The organism is Mycobacterium haemophilum DSM 44634, assembly GCF_000340435.2.
Taxonomy (GTDB): Bacteria; Actinomycetota; Actinomycetes; order Mycobacteriales; family Mycobacteriaceae; genus Mycobacterium; species Mycobacterium haemophilum.
This window is the reverse complement of sequence record NZ_CP011883.2, coordinates 557,354-575,856: the sequence shown is the minus strand read 5'-3', so window position 1 is coordinate 575,856 and position 18,503 is coordinate 557,354. Positions and strand designations below refer to the sequence as shown.

Annotated in this window: 19 protein-coding genes; 9 read left to right on the top strand and 10 right to left on the bottom strand. The window is 62.4% G+C overall.

Features of this window, described 5'->3' with window-relative positions:
* The first annotated feature begins 217 nt into the window (after nt 1–217).
* Both B586_RS02695 and pcaA read left to right on the top strand, forming a co-directional pair.
* Nucleotides 218–1,228, top strand: a complete 1,011-nt coding sequence (locus tag B586_RS02695) for a prenyltransferase (protein WP_054880741.1) — start codon at nt 218–220, stop codon at nt 1,226–1,228.
* A 154-nt stretch (nt 1,229–1,382) separates the two neighbouring features.
* On the top strand, nt 1,383–2,246 hold the full coding sequence (gene pcaA / locus B586_RS02690) for a cyclopropane mycolic acid synthase PcaA (protein WP_054880742.1): 864 nt from the start codon (nt 1,383–1,385) through the stop codon (nt 2,244–2,246).
* Nucleotides 2,247–2,305: 59 nt separating this feature from the next.
* On the opposite strand, the gene B586_RS02685 is transcribed toward pcaA, so the two are convergent.
* From B586_RS02685 to B586_RS02670, 4 genes are all read right to left on the bottom strand, one after another.
* Complete coding sequence (locus tag B586_RS02685; RefSeq protein WP_054880743.1) at nt 2,306–3,166, bottom strand: cyclopropane mycolic acid synthase family methyltransferase; 861 nt, start codon at nt 3,164–3,166, stop codon at nt 2,306–2,308.
* Between the two features lie 166 nt (nt 3,167–3,332).
* Entirely contained in the window at nt 3,333–4,196 is an 864-nt protein-coding gene (locus tag B586_RS02680) for a 3-hydroxybutyryl-CoA dehydrogenase (RefSeq protein ID WP_054880744.1), read from the bottom strand.
* 346 nt (nt 4,197–4,542) lie between these two features.
* A complete protein-coding gene (gene aceA / locus B586_RS02675; protein ID WP_047313664.1) occupies nt 4,543–5,829 on the bottom strand; it encodes an isocitrate lyase in 1,287 nt (428 codons plus the stop codon).
* Between the two features lie 296 nt (nt 5,830–6,125).
* A complete protein-coding gene (locus B586_RS02670) occupies nt 6,126–6,920 on the bottom strand; it encodes an acyl-[acyl-carrier-protein] thioesterase (RefSeq protein WP_047313665.1) in 795 nt (264 codons plus the stop codon).
* A gap of 162 nt (nt 6,921–7,082) precedes the next feature.
* Between B586_RS02670 and ramB the strand changes: the two genes are divergently transcribed.
* Entirely contained in the window at nt 7,083–8,516 is a 1,434-nt protein-coding gene (ramB, locus tag B586_RS02665; protein ID WP_047313666.1) for an acetate metabolism transcriptional regulator RamB, read from the top strand.
* On the top strand, nt 8,513–9,079 hold the full coding sequence (locus B586_RS02660) for a carboxymuconolactone decarboxylase family protein (protein ID WP_054880745.1): 567 nt from the start codon (nt 8,513–8,515) through the stop codon (nt 9,077–9,079). The genes ramB and B586_RS02660 overlap by 4 nt, the downstream gene beginning before the upstream one ends.
* Nucleotides 9,080–9,104: 25 nt before the next feature.
* On the opposite strand, the gene B586_RS02655 is transcribed toward B586_RS02660, so the two are convergent.
* The 6 genes from B586_RS02655 to exaC are packed head-to-tail and all read right to left on the bottom strand — an operon-like array spanning nt 9,105 to nt 13,760.
* Nucleotides 9,105–9,389, bottom strand: coding sequence for a hypothetical protein (locus tag B586_RS02655; protein WP_047313668.1), 285 nt, complete (start codon nt 9,387–9,389; stop codon nt 9,105–9,107).
* 39 nt (nt 9,390–9,428) lie between these two features.
* Entirely contained in the window at nt 9,429–10,832 is a 1,404-nt protein-coding gene (lpdA, locus tag B586_RS02650) for a dihydrolipoyl dehydrogenase (protein ID WP_054881105.1), read from the bottom strand.
* A gap of 38 nt (nt 10,833–10,870) precedes the next feature.
* On the bottom strand, nt 10,871–11,434 hold the full coding sequence (locus tag B586_RS02645; protein ID WP_047313669.1) for a hypothetical protein: 564 nt from the start codon (nt 11,432–11,434) through the stop codon (nt 10,871–10,873).
* Nucleotides 11,427–11,705, bottom strand: coding sequence for a putative holin (locus B586_RS02640; RefSeq protein WP_047313670.1), 279 nt, complete (start codon nt 11,703–11,705; stop codon nt 11,427–11,429). Before B586_RS02640 ends, B586_RS02645 begins: the two co-directional genes overlap by 8 nt.
* Before the next feature lie 19 nt (nt 11,706–11,724).
* Nucleotides 11,725–12,225: a DUF779 domain-containing protein gene (locus B586_RS02635; protein WP_054880746.1), complete on the bottom strand. Its 501-nt coding sequence runs from the start codon at nt 12,223–12,225 to the stop codon at nt 11,725–11,727.
* Complete coding sequence (gene exaC / locus B586_RS02630; protein WP_054880747.1) at nt 12,225–13,760, bottom strand: acetaldehyde dehydrogenase ExaC; 1,536 nt, start codon at nt 13,758–13,760, stop codon at nt 12,225–12,227. The genes B586_RS02635 and exaC overlap by 1 nt, the downstream gene beginning before the upstream one ends.
* Nucleotides 13,761–13,835: 75 nt before the next feature.
* On the opposite strand from exaC, the gene B586_RS02625 reads away from it, so the two are divergent.
* From B586_RS02625 to B586_RS02605, 5 genes are all read left to right on the top strand, one after another.
* Nucleotides 13,836–15,872, top strand: a complete 2,037-nt coding sequence (locus B586_RS02625) for a prolyl oligopeptidase family serine peptidase (RefSeq protein WP_054880748.1) — start codon at nt 13,836–13,838, stop codon at nt 15,870–15,872.
* 45 nt (nt 15,873–15,917) lie between these two features.
* The gene (locus B586_RS02620) at nt 15,918–16,349 is read left to right on the top strand and encodes a cupin domain-containing protein (protein WP_054880749.1); all 432 of its coding nucleotides are present in this window, start codon (nt 15,918–15,920) and stop codon (nt 16,347–16,349) included.
* An 86-nt stretch (nt 16,350–16,435) separates the two neighbouring features.
* Nucleotides 16,436–17,362, top strand: coding sequence for a crotonase/enoyl-CoA hydratase family protein (locus B586_RS02615; protein ID WP_047313675.1), 927 nt, complete (start codon nt 16,436–16,438; stop codon nt 17,360–17,362).
* A gap of 66 nt (nt 17,363–17,428) precedes the next feature.
* Complete coding sequence (locus tag B586_RS02610) at nt 17,429–17,887, top strand: DUF5078 domain-containing protein (protein ID WP_047313676.1); 459 nt, start codon at nt 17,429–17,431, stop codon at nt 17,885–17,887.
* 275 nt (nt 17,888–18,162) lie between these two features.
* The gene (locus B586_RS02605; protein WP_054880750.1) at nt 18,163–18,492 is read left to right on the top strand and encodes a hypothetical protein; all 330 of its coding nucleotides are present in this window, start codon (nt 18,163–18,165) and stop codon (nt 18,490–18,492) included.
* Nucleotides 18,493–18,503 lie beyond the last annotated feature (11 nt).

The following is an 18,503-nucleotide window of genomic DNA, read 5'->3' as shown; positions in this document are numbered from 1 at the left end:
ATTTGCCCCGCGCGCCCCCTCGCCGCTACGCGACTGGGGGTGCCCCCACCTCATCGCGCTTGCGCGCTCTGCATCGTCACGTGGCTACGCTCAAATTGCCCCGCTCCTCCTCATCGCGCTTGCGCGCTCTGCATCGTCACGTGGCTACGCTCAAATTGCCCCGCTCCTCCTCATCGCGCTTGCGCGCTCTGCATCGTCACGTGGCTACGCTTGAGGAATGCCCGAGGTGAGCGTCGGCTCGCGGCTGAGGTCGTGGGCATACGCACTTCGCACCACCAATCCGCCACCTGACGGGCCGGTCGACAGCGTCACGCGCTGGCTCGTCGTGACACGCGCCGCGGTACTACCGATGACCCTGGTTTCCGGCCTGGTCGCGGCGCTGCTGGCGGTCGGTGAGCCGGGTCTGGATTGGCGCTGGCTGATCCTGGCCGTCGTGGGGATCACGTGCGCACATATGGCCAACAACTTGATGAACGACCTGTATGACACCCAGGTCGGTACCGACAGCGCCGATTACCCGCGTGCCCGCTACGCTCCGCACCCAGTGCTGTCCGGGCTGCTCAGCCGCCGCACGCTGGGCCTAGCGGTTCTGCTGGTGAATTTTGTCGACCTGGCGATCCTGGTCACGTTGGCGTGGGCTCGGGGCTGGCCCGTGGTGGCCTTCGCGCTCAGCGGCTTCGCTCTGAGCGTCGCTTACACAGCGCCACCGCTGCGGCTAAAGAAACGTGGCCTCGGTGAACCCGATGTTTTCATCGTCTGGGGTCCGCTGATGGTGTGCGGAACGTACTACTCAGCGGTGGGCGCGGTCGGTTGGGACGTCGTGCTGGCCTCGTTTCCCTATGGTTTGTTGTGCACGACGGTGCTGATGGGCAAACACATCGACAAGATCCCCTACGACCAACCGCTCGGCATCGCGACGGTGCCGGTCCTGCTTGGCGAGGCGCGCGCCCGCGTGGTGACGCTGGCCATGATGGTCGGGTTCTACGTCCTGGTCGCGGTCGCTGTGGCGGTGGAAGCGATGCCGTGGCCCGCATTGATCGTGCTGTTGGCGCTGCCCCGGCTGGTGCGGGTGTGGCCATATTTCCGTCGGCAGAAACCCGACCAGCCGCCACTGGAGTTTCCGGTCTGGCCACTGTGGTACGCCGCGTTGGCGTGGGTGCACGTGCGTCAGGCCGGTGGACTGCTCGTCGTGGGCCTCGCGATCGGCGCCATCCTGCACGCATTGTGAATCGCACCGGATGTTGTGATGTAATGCCGAGCGCAGCGTAGGCGACTTGAGCCGCTTGAACGGTTAGCATGCAGGGGATGCATCGGGGGCCAGACCAGAGTGTGTCGTTTGCCGCGCCGTACACGCCTCCGGGACACAGAAAGGCTCATACCGCATGTCCGCGCAGCTGACGCCGCATTTTGGAAACGTACAAGCCCATTACGACCTATCTGACGACTTCTTCCGGCTGTTCCTCGACCCCACCCGGACCTACAGCTGCGCGTACTTCGAACGTGACGACATGACGCTCGAGGAGGCGCAGCTCGCCAAGATCGATCTGGCGCTGGGAAAACTCCAGCTTGAGCCCGGGATGACGTTGCTAGATATCGGGTGCGGCTGGGGCGCCACCATGAGACGCGCGATTGAGAAATACGACGTCAACGTTGTGGGCCTGACGCTGTCCGAGAATCAAGCCACCCATGTTCAGAAGACATTCGACGAAATGGACACCCCCCGCACCCGGCGGGTGTTGCTAGAGGGCTGGGAGAAGTTCCACGAGCCCGTCGACCGCATTATCTCAATCGGCGCATTCGAGCACTTCGGCCGCGCGCGCTGGGCCCGCTTTTTCGAGATGGCCTACTCGGTGCTGCCGACCGACGGCGTGATGCTGCTGCACACCATCGTGCGCCCCGCATTCAAGGAGGCCAGGGCCAAGGGCCTGCCGCTGACCCACGAAGTCGTTCACTTCACGCAGTTCATCCTCGCCGAGATCTTCCCCGGCGGCTGGCTGCCTACGCCGGCGTTGGTGGCAGAGCACGCTTCCGAGGCCGGCTTTAAGCTCACCCGGATCCAGTCCTTGCAGCTGCATTACGCCAAAACCCTGGACTTGTGGGCCGCCGCACTTGAGGCCAACAAGAACCAGGCGATCGCCATCCAGTCTCAAGAGGTCTACGACCGCTACATGAAGTACCTGACCGGCTGCGCGAAGCTGTTCCGCGATGGGTACACCGACGTCGACCAGTTCACTTTGGAAAAATAACCCCACCCCGCGCCAGTCGGTCTGACGTCACGCCCATCGCGTGCGACACCGTCGCAGGCTTACTTCGTAAGGGTGAACTGCCCCACGTTGCTGATGCCTTTGCGGAAGAAGTCCTCGCACCCGGTCAGGTACTTCATGTAGCGGTCGTAGACCTCTTCCGATTGGATGGCGATGGCGCGGTCGCGCGCGGCCCGCAGGTTGGCCGCCCAAATGTTTAGCGTGCGCGCGTAATGCGCCTGCAGCAATTGCACCTTTTCGACTGAAAATCCGGCGTCCTGCGCAAATTTAAAAATATCTTCCTGCGCGGGCAACTGTCCGCCCGGGAAAATTTCGGTACCGATGAAACGCATGAATCGCACATCGCTCATCGTCACCTTGATGCCCATTTCATGCATCTGTTTCTGGGTGTACGTCAAAATCGTGTGCAGCAACATCCGGCCGTCCTCGGGAAGGATGCCGTAGGCACGTTCAAAGAACGCGGCGTAACGCTCCATCTTGAACGCTTCGAAGGCGCCGATGGTGACAATCCGGTCGACCTTATCCTCAAACTCTTCCCAGCCCTGCAGCCGTACCTCGACGGTGCGCTCGGTAGGAATCGCAGCCAGTTTGGCCTTGCTGTACTCGTACTGATTGCGGCTGAGCGTGATACCAATGACGTTGACATCGAATTTCTCGATCGCGCGCTGCAACGCTCCGCCCCACCCGCAGCCGATGTCGAGCAGCGTCATCCCTGGCTGTAGGTTCAGCTTTCCCAACGCCAGGTCGAACTTCGCATTTTGCGCCTCTTCGAGAGTCATATCATCGCGCTCGAAGTATGCGCACGTGTAACCCATCGTTGGGTCTAGAAATAGTGCGAAAAACTCATCCGAAACGTCATAGATAGATTGCGACTCTTCGTAAAAAGGCCTCAACTCGGTCATGCTCGACAAAAACCTCTCGTTTGTTGACCTGAGCAATGGTACCCGTTCTTACAACGACTGTCATACCATCTCAGCGGGTGCTCGCGGTCGATCTCGACATCATCTCGGCGCTTGTGACCTCGACAAGAACCGCACGTCCGGGTCACGGGCCGCTGCTGTACGGGTTTCAGTACGAATAGAAACCCTGACCCGATTTTTTACCTAGCCGGCCTGCCTCGACCATACGCAGCAACAGCGGCGGCGGACCATAGTGCGGTTCCTTGAATTCCTCGAACATCTTGTCCGCGATCAGTTTTAGGGTGTCCAGGCCAACAAGATCGGAGAGCCGCAGCGGGCCCATCGGGTGCGACAGCCCGGCAACCACGGCCTTGTCGACATCTTCGACGGTGGCAAAACCAGCTTCGACCATCCGGATCGCCGACAACAAATACGGCACCAGTAGGGCGTTGACCACGAAACCGGACCGGTCAGAACAGCGCACCACTTGTTTGCCAAGTACTCCGCTGGCAAATTCCTCGGTGCGGGTGGCAGCGGCTTTATCGGTGACCAACGTGCTGACTAATTCGACCAGGGGTAGCACCGGGACCGGATTGAAGAAGTGCAGGCCCAGGACGCGTTGCGGGTTCTTGGTGGCCGCAGCGATTTTCATGATCGGGATGCTGGAGGTGTTCGACGCGAGCACCGCGGCGGGATCGGTAACGACTCGGTCGAGTTCGGCGAAGACCTTGGCCTTAACGGCCTCGTCCTCGACGATCGCCTCAATCACCAATTGCCGGTCGGCCAAGTCATTCAGGTCTGTGGTGAAGGCCAAGTTGTCGAGGGCACGGTCGCGCTCGCGCTCTGTCACCTTGCCCGCGCTGACGCCACGCTCCAAAGACTTCACAATGCGGTTGCGTCCCGCGGTGATCAACGCGTCAGTGGTTTCGAACACCGTCACGCCAACACCGGCGCGAACGGCAACTTCGGCGATGCCCGACCCCATCTGCCCCGCCCCGACAACCCCTACTCGCTGGATCGCTGCATCGCTCACTGTTGTCTCTCCAGAGTCGTATTGTCGTGCACCGCAAAAGGCCCCGCCCAGGTTGGCTGGGCGGGGCCTAAGCTGTCAAATTCACCTCAGGCCGTCGAGCATAAAATCGCGGCGAAAACCAGCATGAAGTATCGCATCAACTTCACGCTCAGCAGAACCCCGGTCATGCTTAGCGGACCACTCAGTCGGTTTCACCTCGTCTGCGTCTGCGCGGCCTTACACCCGCTCATCCTCAGTGACCTAACCAGTCGGTTTCACCTCGTCTTCGCGGCCTTACACCCGCTCATCCTCAGTGACCTAACCAGTCGGTTTCACCTCGTCTTCGCGGCCTTACACCCGCTCATCCTCAGTGAAACTGGCCCTCTTCGGTGGAACCGGTCAGAGCCGTCGTCGACGAATGCGGGTCGACCGTGGTGGCAATGCGGTCAAAGTAGCCGGCACCAACCTCGCGCTGGTGCTTGGTCGCGGTGTAGCCACGCTCCTCGGCGGCAAACTCGCGCTCCTGCAACTCAACGTAGGCGCTCATCTGGTTGCGGGCATAGCCATAGGCAAGATCGAACATCGAGTAGTTCAGTGCGTGGAAGCCGGCCAGGGTAATGAACTGAAACTTGAATCCCATTGCGGCAAGTTCCTTTTGGAACTTCGCGATGGTGCTGTCGTCAAGGTGTTGCTTCCAGTTGAACGATGGCGAGCAGTTGTACGCCAGCATCTGGTCCGGATAGGAGTCCTTGACCGCCTCAGAGAATTTCCGCGCGACCTCAAGGTCCGGGGTGCCGGTCTCCATCCAGATCAAGTCGGCGAACGGTGCATAGGCCTTCGCCCGTGCGATGCACGGCTCGATGCCGTTCTTGGTGCGGTAGAAGCCTTCCTTGGTGCGCTCGCCGGTAATGAACGGCCGATCACGCTCGTCGACGTCGGAGGTGATCAGGGTGGCAGCCTCGGCGTCGGTACGAGCGATCACGACAGTCGGCACGTCGGCCACGTCAGACGCGAGCCGGGCAGCCGTCAAAGTGCGGATGTGCTGCTGGGTGGGAATCAGCACCTTGCCGCCCAGGTGACCGCACTTCTTCTCAGAGGCCAGCTGGTCCTCCCAGTGCGAACCGGCGACACCCGCGGCAATCAAGGCCTTCTGCAGCTCGAAAACGTTGAGCGCACCACCGAAGCCGGCCTCACCGTCCGCGACGATCGGCGCGAGCCAATTCTCCACCGAGGTGTCACCCTCGACCTTGGCGATCTGGTCGGCGCGCTGCAGCGCGTTGTTGATCCGGCGGACCACCTGCGGCACCGAGTTAGCCGGGTACAGGCTCTGGTCGGGGTAGGTGTGGCCGGACAAGTTGGCGTCACCGGCGACCTGCCAGCCCGACAGGTAGATGGCTTTCAGGCCGGCGCGCACCTGCTGGACGGCCATGTTGCCGGTCAGGGCACCGAGCGCGTTGACCCACTCCAGGTCGTGCAACTGTTCCCACAACACCTCCGCGCCACGACGGGCTAGCGTGTGCTCCTCGACGACGCTGCCCTGCAGGGCGACCACGTCCGCGGCGGTGTAGGTACGCGTGATGTCCTTCCAGCGCGAACTGGTGTCCCAGTCGTGCTGAATCTGCTCGGCGCTCTTGGGGGTGCCAACGACAGACATTGGGCCTGCTCCTTTAACGATATTTCTTGCTCAGTTGCTGCTGAATTGGTGCGGCCGGACCGCTATTAGGCGATGCTGATGGCCCAACATTCACTGCTGTGCTAACTCGACCATGGCACAGCCTGTTCCCCCAGGTCCACCTGTTTCACTTGCAAATTTCGGCCACGACTTCAGGCGATATTGCGAATTTTGCGAAAGAGCAAAGCCACTGAACCGTTTCAGAAGCTACCGTTCAGTAACCACAAATCAGCAGGTCAACCAAGTATTTGCCGGGGGCTTCCCGGCCTGCGGTTTCGCTACAGCGCGAAGATCGCGGCGACGGCTTTCGTCTCGTCGCCAACGGTGTATGTGAGCGTTGTAACAGGACGGTCGGCCAAGCCAGCGCCGAATTGATCGGTCGAGCCAGCCGGGTGAACGTGCGAGATGATCTCCAACTTGTCGCCCAGCGCCACCGGCGCCTCGTGTTCGATGGTGGTGCGCAGCGGCCCGTTGAGCAGTTCGGCATGGGACGCCAAATAGTCCTCGATCACGCTCCAGTACACCGAGTTGTTCATGTGGTCGAACAAGTCAATGTCGGTGACCCGCACCGGGAACTCGTGGATTTCCGACGCGTCGTCACGGCTGCCCGGCGTCAAATAGCCTTTCCACCGCAGCCGATCGACGGACGTGGTCCGGTGCAGGCCCTCCAGGAAGTCGTCCGCGATGCGTGCCGGCATCTGAGTTTCCCGGTTGATGTTGATCCAGAACGCCTCGGACTCGATGAGGCCGCCCTTGCGCCCATCAATACGGACACGCATTTCACACCACCGGTTCGAGGTACCCGAACACCACCGCCGCAGCCGCAACATGTCCTGGAACTCAATCGGACGGATCAGGTCAACCATGGTGCGGCGCACAATCCACAGCGGGTGGGTCTGCTCGAACCCCATCTCGCGCAGTTGGTCCTGACCGATGTCTTGGATGTGCCGGGCACCTGCGTCCAATCGCAGCCGACCGGTGCGGTCGATGTCCCCGACGCGAAGCGGCCATTCGCGATCAAACACATCGGGATGACCTTCGGGAACCGGCATCATTATTTTGTCCAGGCTCACGGCATCGGCCCCGTTTCCTACTCGTCCACGCCCCAGGTTTAGCCCGGGTCCCCGCCCCGAATCATGCCAAACGACGTCTGTCAAATACCAATCGAACACGCAACGCGATCCGGGTGCGAACTCTGCGAATGATGCCTTCACAACAACGGTAAGCTGAATTAGGTGTCCAAGACGTTCGTTGGCCCGCGTGTTCGTCAGTTGCGTAGTGAACGCGGGTTCAGTCAGGCCGCGCTAGCCCAGATGCTGGAGATTTCGCCGAGCTACCTCAATCAGATCGAACACGATGTTCGCCCGTTGACGGTGGGCGTCTTGCTACGGATCGCCGAGGTGTTCGGGGTGGACGCGACCTTCTTCGCCCCGCACGACGACACCCGGCTGGTGGCCGAGCTGCGTGAGGTGACGATGGACCGCGATCTGGGTGTCGACATCGACCCGCCCGAAGTCGCGGAAATGGTCAGTGCCCATCCGGGCCTCGCCCGCGCGGTGGTCAACCTGCACCGACGCTACCGACTCACCACCGCGCAGCTGGCCGCCGCGACCGAGGAACGGTTCTCCGACGGCAGCGGCAGCGGGTCGATCACCATGCCGCACGAAGAAGTCCGCGACTACTTCTACCAACGCCAGAACTACCTACACGAGCTGGACACCGCGGCCGAAGACCTGACGACCCAGACGCGGCTGCATCACGGCGATTTGGCCCGCGAGTTGACCCGGCGGCTCACTGAGGTACACGGAGTGCACATCAACCGGCGGATCGATCTCGGTGACAGTGTGCTGCACCGCTACGACCCCACGACCAACACACTCGAAATCAGCACTCACCTTTCGTTGGGTCAGCAGGTATTCAAGATGGCCGCCGAATTGGCGTATCTCGAGTTCGGCGATCTGATCGACAACCTGGTTGCAGCAGGCAAATTCACCAGCGACGAGTCGCACACCCTGGCCCGGCTCGGGTTGGCCAATTACTTCGCCGCAGCCGCGGTGCTGCCCTACCGCCAGTTCCACGACGTGGCGGAGAACTTCCGCTACGACGTCGAGCGGCTGTCGGCGTTCTACTCGGTGAGCTACGAGACCATCGCGCACCGGCTTTCGACGCTGCAGCGACCATCGATGCGGGGTGTGCCTTTTTCGTTCGTCCGGGTCGACCGAGCCGGCAACATGTCAAAACGCCAGTCGGCCACCGGCTTTCACTTCTCCTCCAGCGGCGGCACCTGCCCGCTGTGGAACGTCTACGAAACGTTCGCCAACCCCGGCAAGATCTTGGTGCAAATCGCCCAGATGCCCGACGGACGTAACTACATGTGGGTGGCCCGAACCGTCGAGCGCCGAGCCGCCCGGTATGGTCAGCCCGGTAAAACCTTCGCGATCGGGCTGGGTTGCGAACTTCGTCAGGCGCACCGGCTCGTCTACTCGGAAGGACTCGACTTGTCAGGAGACCCAGAGAGCTTGGGAAATATCGCCACACCAATCGGCGCGGGTTGCCGTGTCTGCGAACGTGATAACTGCCCGCAGCGGGCGTTCCCCGCTTTGGGGCGGGCACTCGATCTCGACGAACACCGCAGCACGGTCTCCCCGTACCTGGTGAAGCAAGCGTGAGCGGCGGCACTGGTACCGGCCCGGTCGGTCGCATCCCGTCGGGTGGCCTGCGTCAGCTGGGACCGATCAACTGGGTGATCGCCAAGTTGGCCGCGCGCTCGCTTCACGCACCCGAGATGCATCTATTCACCATCCTGGGTCATCGCCAGCTGCTGTTCTGGACATGGCTGATTTATGGCGGTCGACTGCTGCGGGGAAAACTGCCGCACGTCGATACCGAGTTGGTGATCCTGCGGGTCGCACATCTGCGCGCGTGCGAATACGAGCTGCAACACCATCGCGGCATGGCACGTAAACGGGGTCTGGATGCGAACATGCAGGCCATGATTTTCGCGTGGCCTGACGTTCCAGCAGGCGCCGGGTTGAGCGTCCGGCAACGGGCCCTGCTGGCCGCGACGGACGAGTTCGTCAAGGACCGAAAGATAACTAGCGATAGCTGGCAGCAGCTGGCAACTCACCTAGATCGACGTCGGCTGATCGAATTCTGCATGCTCATAAGCCAATACGACGGACTCGCGGCGACGATATCCAGCCTCGACATCCCGTTGGACAACCCGCGCTAGACCTTAATAGGTACTCCGCTTGTCCTTACAGATAGAGGTTGGCCAGCACAGCCAACGTCAGGACCACCGGAAGTACCGGCAGGCCGAAAGTGAACGCCCCCCAGGCAGGCTTACGGCGTTGACGCAGCCACCAGCCGCACGCCCCGGCGAAGAGTGCCAGCACGACCGACAGGATCAACACGATCAGGCTCCACCGGCTGACCGTCGTGGTGTTGTCTCCGATCGAAATGGCCACCAACCACAGCACGTAGCCGGTGGCCACCCCGCCGATGGCGCCCACCACGGTCTCGGGGATGTCGCTGCGGATCAATCCGGTTGCCTCCAGCCGCCCAAAAGCCGTGACTGCTGCTCAGAAGTTGATCATGTGGCCGATCAAGCCGTGAAAGCACTCCTGCAGCGCCTCTGACATCGTCGGATGCGTATGCACGTTGCGAGCCAGCTCGGTGGCCGTCAAATCCCATTTCTGTGCGAGCGTGAGCTCCGGCAATAGCTCGGACACGTCATGGCCGATCATGTGCCCGCCTAACAGCTCCCCATACTTGGCGTCCGCAACAAGCTTGACGAAACCGCTGGGGTCACCCACGCCGTGCGCTTTCGCGTTGGCGGTGAACGGGAACTTGGCGACTACGACGTCGTAACCCTCATCTCGAGCTTGCTGCTCGGTCAGCCCGAAGCTGGCCACATTCGGCTGGCAGAACGTCGCGCGTGGCATCATCCGGTAGTCACCGAGCGCCAAAGTCTCTGCGCCGGCGATGGTCTCGGCCGCAACCACACCTTGAGCTTCGGCGACATGGGCCAGCTGCAGCTTCCCGGTGACGTCTCCGATGGCGTAGATGTGCGAAACGTTGGTTTGCATGTAGTCGCCGACGCCGATGGCTTTGCCGTCGGTCAAAGCGACCCCGGCCTTGTCCAGTCCGTAACCCTCGACGTTGGGCGCAAACCCAATGGCCTGCAACACCTTTTCGGCTTTGAGCTCTTGCGCCTTACCGTCCTTGCTGACAGCCACCCGGACAAGGGAACCATCGTCGGAGATGGACTCCACTTTGGTTCCGGTCAGGATCTTGACGCCCAGCTTCTTGAACTGCTTCTCGATCTCCTTGGACACCTCGGCGTCTTCGTTGGGCAGCGCGCGTGGCAGGAATTCCACGATCGTCACGTCGACGCCGTAGTTCTTCAGAACGTAGCCGAATTCCATGCCGATGGCCCCGGCGCCGGCGATGACAATCGAGTCGGGCAGCTCCCGGGACAGGATCTGCTCCTCGTAGGTGACCACGTTGGCCGACAGCGACGTGCCGGGCACCAGCCGGGTGCTGCTGCCGGTGGCGATGATGGCGTTGTTGAACGTGACGGTTACAGGATTTTCAGCGCCACCGTCCGTCAATTCGACCGACAACGTGTTGGCGTCGGTGAATCTGCCGTAGCCGTGGATCTCGGTGATCTTGTTCTTTTTCATCAGGAAGTGCACGCCCGCGACGCGTCCTTCGGACACCTTGCGGCTACGGTCGTAGGCAACTCCATAGTCGAAGCTGGCGTCGCCGCTGATACCGAAAGTCTTTGCCTCTTTGGTGAAGATGTGCGCGAGTTCGGCGTTGCGCAGTAACGCCTTGGACGGGATGCAGCCGACGTTGAGGCAGACTCCACCCCAGTACTTCGGTTCGACGACCGCGGTACTCAAGCCCAGCTGTGCGGCACGAATGGCAGCGACATATCCGCCCGGACCGGCTCCGAGCACAACAACGTCATAGTGAGTCACGGCCACTACCCTAGTGGCCGGCTACACCTGGCAGGTCGTCAGTACGGAATGACGCCCACCACACAGTGGCCGACCCGTTCGCAGTAGTAGTAGCCGTAGAGGGGCGCCGCCGCGGCGACGGAGGCAAACGGCCCCGACATCACCGCAAGCGCCAATGCCGCGATCAGCGGCTTGCCGGGCACCATCGCCAGCAGCACGCCTGCCACGGTGCACCCGACGACATAGACCAGCACCATAAATACCGGCGCCGTCTTGTCGATCGTGTGATACCACCAATAAAACAGGCTGAGCCCGACCTCCGCGGCGGCGATCCACACACCAAGGATCACCAGAACCAACTTCCACCACTTTAGATACTGGTACCGACCGGGCACCGTGACCGGCGCGGCAGCCGACTCGGCCGCTACGTCCTCGTCGCCAGCCACGACCGGGTCGGACTTCTCCGGCCCGATGACCAGTGGCAGCGGCTGCGCGCCGGTGTCATGAATATCGGAAAAATCGGGCACAAACGGGACCGACTCCTCGCCGGTGTCGAAATCCGGAACGAACGGTTCAGTTCCCGGACTGGGCTCGCGCTCTTGGTCGACGTCTTTGTCAGCCACGAGACGCCACTTCGATAGCGACGAGCACCCCGAACCAACCTGGCGCCAACGCGAGGATGAACGCGCCCAGGGTCGTTACCCAGCGACGCCCGGAAAACAGAATCAGCGGCAAACCGGTCACACTGGGAATCCCGACCACCAGGGCAATGACGACGTCGGGCCGGATCCGCTGATGAACCAACACGGTGCACGCCACCCCCGTCAGCAGCCCGACCGCGCTTCCGATCAGCAGCGCGCCGGCCAGCAGCCGGGGGCGCGGAAAGGGGACCACGGTGACGACCTTACTGCGGTTACCGATGACCGGTGCGGCACGTTCGCGGCGCGGCCGGGTGCTCGACGTCCACCACCTGACCACGCACTAAGGGCCGTTCGCCACCCGCGTAGGCGTTGCCGGTGATGACCGGTGTGGCCTGTAACAGCGCTTTCTCCGCGTCGGTGAAAACCCGGCCGCGACTGAGGAACCGCACGCCCTCCGGCGCCTCCAGACTGAACCCACCGCCGCGGCCCGGGACCACGTCGATGACCAGCTGGGTGTGCTTCCAGGCGAGATACTGCGGACCCGAGATCCACACGGGCACCCCGTCCGTCCCGACGTCCAGCACGCCCAGCAAGACGTCGCGGTCACCGACGAGGAAGTCCCCGCACGGGTAGCACATCGGCGACGACCCGTCGCAGCAGCCGCCGGACTGGTGGAACAGCACCGGACCGTGACGGTCCTGCAGCCGGACCAGCAGCTCGGCGGCCGCCGCCGTGATGAGCACCCCGGGAGGAGCGCTCGACGCCGCGCTCATCAGAAGAAGCCCAGCGCCTGGTCCGAGTAGGACACCAGCAGGTTCTTGGTCTGCTGGTAGTGGTCGAGCATCATCTTATGGGTCTCGCGGCCGAAACCGGACTGCTTGTAGCCGCCGAAGGCCGCGTGGGCGGGATAGACGTGGTAGCAGTTGATCCACACCCGGCCGGCCTGAATGTCCCGGCCGGCCCGGTAGGCGATAGTGCCATCGCGGCTCCACACGCCGGCACCGAGACCATAAAGGGTGTCGTTGGCGATGCTGATCGCGTCGTCATAATCGGTGAACGATGTCACCGCGACCACCGGCCCGAAGATTTCCTCCTGGAAGATCCGCATTTTGTTGTTGCCGGCAAAGATCGTCGGTTGCACGTAAAACCCGCCGGCCAGGTCCCCGCCCAGATCGGCGCGCTCGCCACCGGTGATCAGGGTGGCGCCCTCGTCCTTGCCTATCTGGATGTAGGACAACACCTTCTCTAGCTGATCGTTGGAGGCCTGAGAACCCAGCATTGTCTCGGTGTCCAGCGGATCGCCCTGCCGGACCGCCTTGGTGCGGATCGCCGCCAGTTCCAGGAACTCGTCGTAGATATCGGCCTGGATCAGGCTGCGCGACGGGCAGGTGCACACTTCGCCCTGGTTGAGGGCAAACATGGTGAATCCCTCGAGCGCCTTGTCCTGGAAGTTGTCTTGGAGCTCACCGCTGCCGGCCAGCACGTCGGAGAAGAAGATGTTGGGGCTCTTGCCACCGAGTTCCAGGCTGACCGGGATCAGGTTCTGTGAGGCGTATTGCATGATCAGTCGCCCGGTGGTGGTTTCCCCAGTAAAGGCAACCTTGGCGATCCGGTCGCTGGAGGCCAGCGGCTTACCGGCTTCGGCGCCGAAACCGTTGACGACGTTGACCACGCCCGGCGGCAACAGATCGCCGATGAGCGACATCAGGTAGAGCACTGACGCTGGTGTCTGTTCGGCCGGTTTGAGCACCACCGCATTGCCTGCCGCCAGCGCCGGCGCCAGTTTCCAGGCGCCCATCAGGATGGGGAAGTTCCACGGAATGATCTGCCCCACCACGCCGAGCGGCTCATGGAAGTGATAGGCGACAGTGTCCTCGTCGATCTGCGAGAGCGAACCTTCCTGGGCGCGGATCGCGCCGGCGAAATACCGGAAATGGTCTGCCGCCAGCGGAATGTCGGCAGCCAGCGCCTCCCGGATCGGTTTGCCGTTGTCCCAGGATTCGGCTAGCGCCAACGCGGCGGTGTGTTCCTCGATGCGATCGGCGATCTTGTTGAGGATTGCTGCCCGCTCGGCGGGGGCGGTCTTGCCCCAGGCCGGCGCCGCAGTATGCGCAGCGTCGAGCGCCGTTTCGATGTCGGCCTCGTCGGATCGGGCTACCTCGCAAAACGTCTGGCCGGTCACCGGTGTCGGATTCTCGAAATAGCGGCCTTTGGTGGGCGCCACCCACTGGCCCCCGATGAAGTTGTCGTACCGGGATTCATACGACATCAGCGCCCCAGCGGAACCCGGACGTGGGAAGACAGTCATCGGCTCAGCTCCTCATACCAACGATGTAATACAACTCACACTACCGTCGACGCCACAATGTCTTCCATGTCCTCCATGTCTTCCCTGTCTTCTGGAACCGCTGCGGCACCCACACCCGACGACCCGTATCTGTGGCTCGAGGAGATCACCGGTGTGAAGGCGCTGGATTGGGTGCGCGCGCGCAACGAACCGACACTGGCCGAGTTGTGCGACGCGGAGTTCGAGCGGATGCGCACCGAGGCGCTCGAGGTGCTCGACACCGATACCCGAATCCCGTACGTGAACCGTCGCGGCGAGTACCTCTACAACTTCTGGCGCGATGCCACCAACCCCCGCGGGCTGTGGCGGCGCACCACGCTCGCGAGTTACCGCACCGACTCCCCCGAGTGGGACGTGCTGATCGATATCGATGAACTAGGGCGAATTGACGACCAAAAATGGGTGTGGGCTGGTGCCGGCGTCATCGAACCTGACCACACGCGTGCGCTGATCAGCCTCTCTCGAGGCGGCGCGGATGCGTCTATCGTGCGTGAATTTGACATGCTGACACGCGAATTCGTTGCCGACGGGTTCGAACTACCGGAGGCCAAGTCAGAGGTCGCCTGGGCCGACCCGGATACCGTGTTGGTGGGCACTGACTTTGGTGCTGACTCGCTCACCGAGTCCGGTTATCCGCGAGTGATCAAGCGATGGCGTCGCGGCACGCCGTTGGCCGACGCAGAGACCGTCTTCGAGGGGGTTAGCTCTGATGTCCGGGTCTTTGCGTCAGTGGATCGCACACCGGGCTTCGAACGCACCTTCCTGGGACGAGCGCTCGACTTCTGGAACGACGAGCTCTACGAACTGCGCGGCTCGGAGCTGCTTCGCATCGACAAACCCACCGATGCGGGCGCGTCGATCCATCGCGATTGGCTGTTGATCGAGCCGCGCACCGATTGGACTTTCGGCACCAACACCTACCCCGCGGGCTCTCTGCTGGCCGCTAACTATGACGAATTTCTGGCCGGCACAGCAGAACTGCGCGTGGTGTTCGAGCCTGACGAGCACACCGCGCTCAACCACTATGCGTGGATCCGCGACCGGCTTTTGATCGTCACGCTCGCCGACGTGGCCAGCCGCGTCGAGATCGTTACGCCAGGTAGCTGGCAGCGCGAACCATTGGCAGGTATCCCGGCCGCGACCAACACCGTCATCGTCGCCGCGGACGATCACGGCGACGAGTTTTTTCTCGACTCCAGCGGATTCGACACACCCTCCCGACTGATCCGCGGTGCGTGCGACGGACAACTGGATCAAATCAAGTCCGCGCCAGCGTTCTTTGACGCTGAAAACATCATCGTGGCACAGTATTTCGTTCCATCAGAGGATGGCACATCAATCCCGTACTTCGTGGTTTCACCCGGCAACGCGGAATGCCCCGGGCCCACACTGCTCAGCGGTTATGGCGGGTTCGAGTCATCCAGCACACCTGGATATGGGGGCGTCCTCGGCCGGCTGTGGCTGGCCCGCGGGGGTACCTACGTGCTAGCCAATATCCGCGGCGGCGGTGAGTATGGGCCCAGCTGGCACACGCAGGCGATGCGCGAGGGCCGACACAAGGTGGCCGAGGACTTCGTCGCGGTGGCAACCGATTTGGTGAACCGCGGTATCGCAGGCGTCGAGCAGCTCGGCGCACGCGGCGGCAGCAACGGCGGGCTGCTGATGGGCATTATGCTGACCAAATACCCAGAAAAGTTCGGCGCCCTGGTCTGTGACGTGCCGCTGCTGGACATGCGCCGTTACCACCGACTGTTGGCCGGCGCTTCCTGGGTGGCCGAGTACGGCGACCCCGACAACCCCGACGACTGGGAGTTCATCGCCGAATACTCTCCGTACCAGAATATTTCGGCTACCCGCCAGTATCCGCCAGTGCTGTTCACCACCTCTACCCGCGACGACCGGGTGCATCCCGGCCATGCCCGCAAGATGACCGCGGCCCTGCAGGCCGCCGGCCACCGGGTTTGGTATTACGAAAACATCGAGGGCGGGCACGCCGGCGCGGCCGACAACGAGCAGGCCGCGTTCAAGGCGGCGGTGAGTTACTCGTTCCTGCATCACATGCTGGGTGGCTAACGGCCAGCACGTTGGGCACGCAGGCGTGTGAAAGAGTGGCCGACTATGAACATCCTGTCTCGACTGGCCCTTGCGGCGATCGCGACTCTGTCGGCGGCGGCGTTCCCGCCTATCGCGTCCGCGACACCTGGCCAAGGGGTGAGCGCTGTGGTGTTGTCGCAGACCACGCTCAATGGCCAGGACCGTGTCCTGCGTGAGATCACGATCGCCCCCGGCGGCAGCACCGGCTGGCATTGGCACGACGGCAACCTCTTCGGCGTCATCAGACAGGGCACGCTCACCCATAACCTCGCCGACTGCAGTATCGACGGTATCTATGGTCCAGGCGATGCGATCACCGAACCCAGCGGCCCCGACCATGCTCACATCGGTCGCAACCTGGGACCCACTCCGGTGCTCATGCAGATCGTGTACATCAACCCAGCAGGCAGCCCGCTGTCCAGGGACGCCCACGATCCTGGCTGCGGATACGCGTGATCATCACTCGAACGTCAGGCCTGGGTTGAAACCCATTGGCCCACTAAGTGCTTGACCAGCAAGCCAGAAGTGACTTCGCTGCTGCTATGACTAAAGCCGAATCCGGGGCCAATTTCGAGACCCTGCTGTATACGACCACCGGTCCGGTCGCCACCATCACGTTGAACCGTCCGGAGCACCTCAATACCATCGTCCCGCCTATGCCCGACGAGATTGAGGCCGCCGTCGGGCTGGCCGAGCGGGACCAACACATCAAAGTCATCGTGTTGCGCGGCGCCGGCCGGGCCTTTTCCGGCGGCTATGACTTCGGCGGCGGATTCCAGCAGTGGGGCGATGCCATGATGACCGACGGGCAGTGGGATCCGGGCAAGGATTTCGCGATGGTTACCGGTCGCGAGACTGGGCCGACGCAGAAGTTCATGGCCATCTGGCGGGCCTCGAAGCCGGTGATCGCGCAGGTGCACGGCTGGTGCGTCGGCGGGGCCAGCGACTACGCGCTGTGCGCCGACATCGTCATCGCCAGCAACGACGCAGTGATCGGGACCCCGTATAGCCGGATGTGGGGGACCTATCTGACCGGCATGTGGCTATACCGGCTCAGCCTTGCCAAGGTCAAGTGGCACTCGCTGACGGGCCGACCGTTGACCGGCGTCCAGGCCGCCGACGTCGAGCTGATCAACGAATCGGTGCCGTTCGAACGCCTCGAAGCTCGCGTCGCCGAGATCGCCGCCGAGCTGGCACGAATCCCATTGTCGCAGTTGCAGGCGCAGAAGCTGATCGTGAACCAGGCCTACGAGAACATGGGTCTGGCGTCGACCCAGATGCTGGGCGGCATACTGGACGGCCTGATGCGCAACACCCCCGACGCGCTCGACTTCATCCGCACCGCGCAAACCCAGGGGGTGCGGGCCGCGGTCGCACGCCGTGACGGCCCGTTCGGCGATTACAGCCAGGCCCCACCCGAGCTACGGCCGGACCCCTCACACGTCATCGTTCCTGATGGCGATGGCTAGTGAGACAGGCTACTAATCTGGCAACAGGGCACTCTTCGAGGCCCCGAAAGTGTTACGGTAATCACCATGTCTCGGCTGAGCACCGGCCTGCGTGCAGGCGCTGTTTTTCTCGCTCTCGGTATCACCACTGCGACCTTCCCGAAGACCGCCGTGGCTGATTCCACGGAGGACTTTCCGATCCCCCGCAGGCAGATCGCCACCAGCTGCGATGCAGAGCAGTATTTGGCGGCCGCCAGGGATACCAGCCCGATCTACTACCAGCGATACATGATCGATATGCACAACAGGCCGGCTGACATCCAGCAGGCCGCGATCAACCGTATCCATTGGTTCTATTCCTTGAGCCCCGCCGACCGCAGGCAGTACTCCGAGGACACCGCCACGAACGTCTACTACGAGCAAATGGCCACACATTGGGGAAACTGGGCGAAGATCTTCTTCCACAACAAGGGCGTTGTCGCCAAAGCCACCGAGGTTTGCAACCAATACCCACCCGGAGACATGTCGGTGTGGAACTGGCCGTAGCCCTGTGCTAGTCGCGACTTCGCGCTGCGCCCGCCGAGTCGGACCGATCCGTCTTGTCCCCCAATTGGAGGACAACGCAATCATCCCTTTATAAGCCATTCGGCGGATTGCGCCCGCCAGGCCAGCAGGGAAAAGTGGCGTTTATCACGCCATGGTCCGCTTGCCGAACTGCTCACCACCAGGACTTAGATCATGCTCATCACAGTCATCGGTTATGGAATCACGACCGGCTCCGCGCTGACGCATCTCGATGCGGGCGAGACAAAGTTCGTCGCATGAGCCAAGCACCTGGTAACGAGATCCCCGACACGCTTGCGTCCCTCGATTGGCATCAGTTCACCTGCCAATCCGAAGTGGGCTGCACCCACCCGGCCACCCATATCGTGCACCGACACGCCGTAGATGAATGCAGCAATCCGAACCTGGACCCGGGCGGAAACATCGTCGACATCTTGTGCATCGGCTGCGTGCGCAGCCTGCGGCTCGACGTGCTGCGGCAGGTCAGCAAACTGACTCGCCACCCGGGCGCATACTGTCTGACGTGCGGGGCGCCGCTGCACGAGCTGAGCGACATCATCCGCAACACCGTGCGGTTGACCAGCTGACATGATTGTTA